The following is a 6,000-nucleotide window of genomic DNA, read 5'->3' on the forward strand; positions in this document are numbered from 1 at the left end:
ATAGCGTGAAAGGCGAAAAGGAAATCCTCATCTTTATGATTGCAAACAGCTTTCAAGACGCAAGTATTCTCTTTTGGTGAGTTATGACAGGATGAAGAAGAATGGATATTTTCATTCTTGGGAAGATTTTGTGCAGCTTTATTTCGTATCGGACAGAAATGATCTTTGCACTCTTTGCCGCAGGTTCTTTCGCTCAGGATCCCAAGAGAAGGAGAAACAGAGAGGAAACCCCAGACCAGTAAAAGCAGTAATCCTGTCTTCTTCATGGGCAGTCGTTATTATACTAGTGAATGGCGGGTTTGAAATATATTCTCTGCGGCAGTTCACCTTCCTGCTGAAAACGGTTAACCAACGGCAGCAGCAGAAACCATCCTTCCTGCGGTCTGGGCCAAGATGGAACTGGGCACCAGTATCACTGCCTTGCGAAGCGTTTCGCCTTTCTGAACTCCGGATCGAGCATTCTTTCGGGGCCGACATCACGCATCGCGTTGAAGCTTTCTCCGACAGACCCGCCTTCGATAAGGCCGGCGGCAAGAGATGGAATCCGCGAAAGACAGAAGATCGAAACTGCGGCGATCACAACCGCAAGGATTGTTGCAGAGAACATGCAACTGAGTTGAGTCATTTGATCGTCCTTTAGGAGATTTTGGAGGCTGAATGATTTTGCCAGCAGAGCATAGCAAGTGCTAATGGCGACCATAAATATGGAATAGAGAACTCTGTAGAATGCGACCTCTGCGTATCTGTAAATCCAGCCCCATGCAATATCCTTCGTCGTTGTTAGAATTCCAAAAGGCAGTGCGAGCGGTCCCAAAATGTCCAAAACCAGGAGCAAGATGCTGGTGCCAACGTCCAGCACATAACTGAGGACAGCAACGATGATCGATGTAATCGCAAAAAGGATCATGGTCATGCCTGCGGGCGTGGTCAGCAATGCGAATGCGGCTGTGGCATTGCCAGCAATATTGTTATATCCGGCGGCATCGAGCCCCATAAGCATGACGTACAGGTTTTCAAAGATTGCTTCTGCTCGATTGTTGTTCCCGGTAATGGAGAATGCCAACGAATTTGCTGTATTCCGAATAATGTCACGGAAATTGTTTGTGGCTGTGTAATTGTGAAGAAGTATTAGCACAACCAGAATTCGTAAAAGCAAAGCCTGGTAATCCATGCGACCGCGAAAATGTTCAAAAAACATTGCGATGATGGCAATGCCGATCAAGGGAGGCACGAGGTAAGTTAGACTTGCATCTCGTAACTCTGCCACTTTTGGATCAATCTGGTTTGCCATCAATGTAAGGAGGGACGGCGTTTGTTGAGTGCAATCCTGCTCAGCGGCATCAGTTCTGGATCCCCAAAGCAGTAGAACTGTGAGCGCGATCGCAAACACCAGGAGCGCGTGCTTACTATTCATGCTGCTTATCCTTCTTCGACAGCAGTTTGTTGATGACCTTTTCGACGGATCGTCTTAGTCCTCTATCGCGCTCCAGATCATCTTGTTTGAATGGAGAATCTGATTGCTTCGGTGATTCTTCAGTTTCATTTTGTCGCGAAAGATCTTTGTTCGCTGGAACCTTGATGTTGTGTGGTTTGATGCTGTATTGTTCATCGAATGCCGCGTTGAACCAGACAGTCGATTCGGCGGGATATGCGGAAAAATTATTCGCGGTTTGAGTCGCAACTTCGTGTCCGACTGAGAATCCGTCAAAGTCCCTAGCAATCGCTTTCAAATTCGGCACCCGTCCGCTTCCACCAGGAGCTTCCATACTGTATTTGGGGTGCGCAAGAAGTCTTGCGACATCCTCCGGCGTATCGACTCTTAGCACTCTTGAAGATTCAGATGGAATTAAGATTTGCCAATTGTCTCTGACTAGATCCGGCTTTTCTTTTCGTGCCCATTCCACCCAGTCGCTGCTGTGCTTGCGCGCGTCAAACGTCGATGTTGACATTTGATTGCTAGGCTTAAAATGTATCTCGTCGTTTCCACTTCGGCTCTGATCTTTCTTGTGCGGCGACTCTTGATTCTCAACAATTCTTAGCTGAGGTTCCGGTTTGATTGCTTTCAAGCCGTTTACGTAGTATGTCTCAGGAGGGTGATTCAGATTCAGTTCTCGCGGATCCACCTTCCGGAATCCATGGCCAACAAGTTGGCCGTTGTCTTTTTCGTAACGCCACTCCTTGACGATTCCGCCGAATTTCTCGGAGAAGCGTTTTTCTGCGGCAGCTCTAAGACCGCTGCTTTCAGAAAGAGGCTCTTTGCCATTGTTTGCCTTGTAATCAATTCGTACTTCCGGGTAATTCGTTGCGGGGCTTGCCTGGATGCGATTGAGGCTCCGGTCCAAAGCTTCGACTTGCTTCTGGCTTGCGGAGCGAACCCAGTGTTCCGCTGCTTCATTATTGAGAGATTGAGTAACCGATCGCCTGGGTTCGTGATTTCCTGATCGGTTTTGGTCTCGCTCACGATCGCCAGAAGCGCTCTTCCCTTCATATTTGGTTGAACTGGAGTGTGAGTCGAGGTTATAAGAGCGAGATGACCAGCCGTCGGCTTCAGAATTAGGCGAAGGAAGTGATTGAATCCCCGTTCTGGATTGATCGCCCTTGAATGACGGATTGTTGTTTTTCTGGTTCGAACCTTTCGTTTCTACGACACCGGATGATCCCACTAAATTTTTTGTGGATTCTCTGACAGGGCTCCCTTCATGTGTACTTGCCAAATAAGTGTTATTTTTGTTGACGATCTCATGGCTATCGGCTTGTTCCTTCCCGCTAGAAATGGTTCGCGTTGATTTTCCAACGGAATCTCTTGGGACAGTAGAATCGCTTGATGCATCTCTCTTCGATTCCAATTTACCGGACGTTGGAACGAAGCTTGATCCAATTGTTTTACGGTCATTGATACTTCCATGATGCGAAGTTGGCGGGTCTTTGGGACCCATCGTTTGATTGTTTTTGTCGAATCTCCCACTGCTAACTGAACGAGTGTGATCAGCAGGCAATTCCTTTTCGGTTTTCCCGGCCTTTGAAGGGCCCGTCTTCTCTGAAGCGCCGGATTTTATTGGAGTAGCGCCAGACTCGCGATATTCTTTTGCCGGGGGATCGGACACTTTCTGTGATTTTGAAGAAACAGGTGTGTGATTCCAGCTGAAGGAGTCGCTTTGCGCTTTGTTTTGCATTTGCGAAACTTCAGTCGACTTTTCTGACTTTGGCGAAACGACTCCCGTTGTCGGATTAGCTGATGATGATTGCGTGCCCGGTGCTGTCGTTTTGTTTTTTCGATCGCCGGTGGAAGACTCGTTCGTGCGTGAACCGCGCGAAGATAAGTTTTTGTTTTCCGTTGACCCGGAAGTGCCCGGATTACCTTTTGAGTTATCGGGTACGTAAGATCGCGAATTCGCTGAAATAGAAGCAGGACTTTTAGAACCAGTTGAATTCCCTGAACTGGAAATCGGATTCGGAGATGAGCTCGCATTCTTGGTGAGGCCGACGTCTGATTCATGTTTCTTTTGGAAGTAACCGGCGGAAGCAGGGGAGTTTCCATTGCCCGAACTTTTTGTTGGAGCAGGTAAAGTTGAATCGGAAGTCCGTACTTTCGACACGGCGCCGCTCTGTAACGGAACAGGAACTCCTGCGATCTTTGACCCGTTCGATCCGTCTGCAGTTGAAGTCTTCGGAATGACGGAGCCTCCTACAACATTTGTACTGTTTCCGAACTTGGCTTGGGTTGTGGGACCTGCACTGGGGCCGCCTGTCTTGAAGTTTGACGACTGCGATCCTCCAGAGTTGGTCATTCCTCCGCCGGAACCGGAACTCCTCATGCTTGATCCGCCCTTTCCATTGGGACCACCTGAACCACCGGACCCTGAATTCTTCGGACCGGAACCGCTGCCAGATCCGCCGGATCCGTTCGGGCCTGAACCTTTCGGCCCACCGGTTCCGCCGCCCGGTCCGTCTGAATCAGGTTTAATACCCAAAGACCTGGCGATCGCGTCCGCTTTTTGGGCGTGGATTGCTGCCTCCTTCAAGCTTTCACGTGATGCTGTCAAGGATTCGCGCGCTGCCTTCATATATTCTTGCGCTTTTTGTGCGTCTCCACCTTTGATCGCTGATGCTGCCGCAGCCGTTTTTCGCCTTGCCTCATTCGCCTGAATTCTCGCTGTCTCAGTCGCCCTCTGAGTATTTGCAAGCGCTTTCTGTGCCTCTTGTTTCACTGCGCTATCGGGAGTCTTTGCAAATGCGCTTTGCAACTTGACAGCGTCCTTCTCTATTTGTGAAGCGGCCTTAAGATCCTCTTTCGCTTCTGCGCTTACGGGTTTCGTCACAGATGAGATCGCCGCCACTGCATCTCTCCTGGCGGCACGAGCTTCCGCCAGAGCATCACCATATTTTTCTGATGTGTTCTTCACATCTGTAGGTGAAGCGTTTCCTTGACGCGCCAGGTCCTGAACCCGTTGCAGCTCCTGTTTAGCAGCGATCTCCTCACGCTGTTTGCTGGCGGCGATGTTCTGCTTATCAATCGCGTTCTGAATCAAATTGTTCGGATTCTGTCCGCCGGCGGAAAACTTTATTCCAAGTTCGTTCGCTAAACCTGCCAGCTTACCTCCTTCATCCCGGGCTGCTTTCAGCATGGCGTTCGAAGCCGCGGCCGCTGCAGCCGCTTGATCCAGAGATTTTTTAGCTTCCTTTTCCAGGTGCCCCTGGATTGCAGTTCCTGTTGCCGCCGCATGCTTTGTTGCTTGTTCAGCAAACGCTTTTGCCTTGTCGGCTGCTTCCTGCATGCTCTTCAGTGCCGCAAGGGCCTGATCTTTCAACGGGCTGTCAGGCAGTTTTTGAACGGCAGCGGACAGTGTGGCGAGATCTTGCTTCATTCTTTCAGCCGACTTGATGTTATCGGCTGCTTGCTTCAGCATGGGCGTTGTGATTCGTGCAGCTGCCGCAATCGCGTGGGCTTGCGCAGTATTGTGCTGCCCAATCAGCGTTCCGAGTTTTTCTCCCGCCTTTTGCATCGCCTGCGGAGATGCAAGTCCTGCCGCTGCTTTCTGCTGCATCTGATGATAGTTCTGCCTCTCAGAATCAACTTTCCTGCCTAAGCGATCTGCCTGTTTTTGCTTATCAACAGCGTCCTTTACGCCCCCTGATCCATTGTTGCCGCCTCCGCGCAGGCGCGTGCCTGCTGACGCCGCTGCGCGCCGCGCCACAGACATGGCGCCGTATGCAGCGGCTCCTAACAGGAGAGACACTGTTGTGCCCATTCCGGCAGAGCGACCTTCGACCAGACTTGCACAGATACTTGGGATGCTTGCCAGCATAAAAAGGGCAACGATGCCCACGACAATGGAAAGAAGCATCGCAGTGAAACTACATTGCAGGCCAGTCAGTGTATCCAGGTCTTGATAGTAAGAAGGATCGAATGCAACCTGTCCCAGGCGTTCAAAAATGGTGGCAATCCCAACAATGAAAATTGCATAAACAAGCTTCCACAGACATACTTCGATAAATCTCTGCAGCCATCCCCACGCGATATGTTGGGTGCTCCGGATCAGACCAAAGCAAAGAGCTATGGGTCCAACGAGTCTCAGGATCATCAACAGAATGTCGGCGCCGGCGTCCAGTATGTAGGAGAACAATGCTACTAAAAGAGTAGTCAGAATGAACATGATCGATGTGATGCCGGCCGGACTTACGATGAAGCCAAGGATGTGAGCGGCATCGATCACACCCCCAAGTCCGATGAAGTTCCCGACCCACCGGACAACCTTCTGTCCCTTCGATGATGGCTGAACGGATTCAAGCGCGATATTTCGGTACATGTCAAAGAACGTGTTCCATACAGCCGTCCTTGCATCCATCTGTTGACCGTCTTGTGTCACATACTTAATGGAATCGGCCAATGTGGTTGTCGTGGGTCAAGTCCCATTTTTCCTGTAAAAAGAAGGATGCATCGCTCCTCCAGGTTGTTTGTTAGGCTGCCTTTGTTCCACTCATAATTCTTTCTTTAAGTGA

General features: G+C 50.0%; 2 protein-coding genes. Both read right to left on the reverse strand.

Features of this window, described 5'->3' with window-relative positions; translation table 11 throughout:
* Nucleotides 1-412: 412 nt before the first annotated feature.
* The gene (locus L0156_21550; protein MCI0605579.1) at nt 413-1,414 is read right to left on the reverse strand and encodes a type IV secretion system protein; all 1,002 of its coding nucleotides are present in this window, start codon (nt 1,412-1,414) and stop codon (nt 413-415) included.
* On the reverse strand, nt 1,407-5,888 hold the full coding sequence (locus tag L0156_21555; protein ID MCI0605580.1) for a hypothetical protein: 4,482 nt from the start codon (nt 5,886-5,888) through the stop codon (nt 1,407-1,409). The genes L0156_21550 and L0156_21555 overlap by 8 nt, the downstream gene beginning before the upstream one ends.
* Nucleotides 5,889-6,000 lie beyond the last annotated feature (112 nt).

The sequence above is a fragment of the bacterium genome (assembly GCA_022616075.1).
GTDB lineage: Bacteria > Acidobacteriota > HRBIN11 > JAKEFK01 > JAKEFK01 > JAKEFK01.

Excerpts from the sequence above, each read along its gene's own strand:
- L0156_21550 (MCI0605579.1), bottom strand. The coding sequence starts at position 1,414 with ATGAATAGTAAGCACGCGCTCCTGGTGTTTGCGATCGCGCTCACAGTT.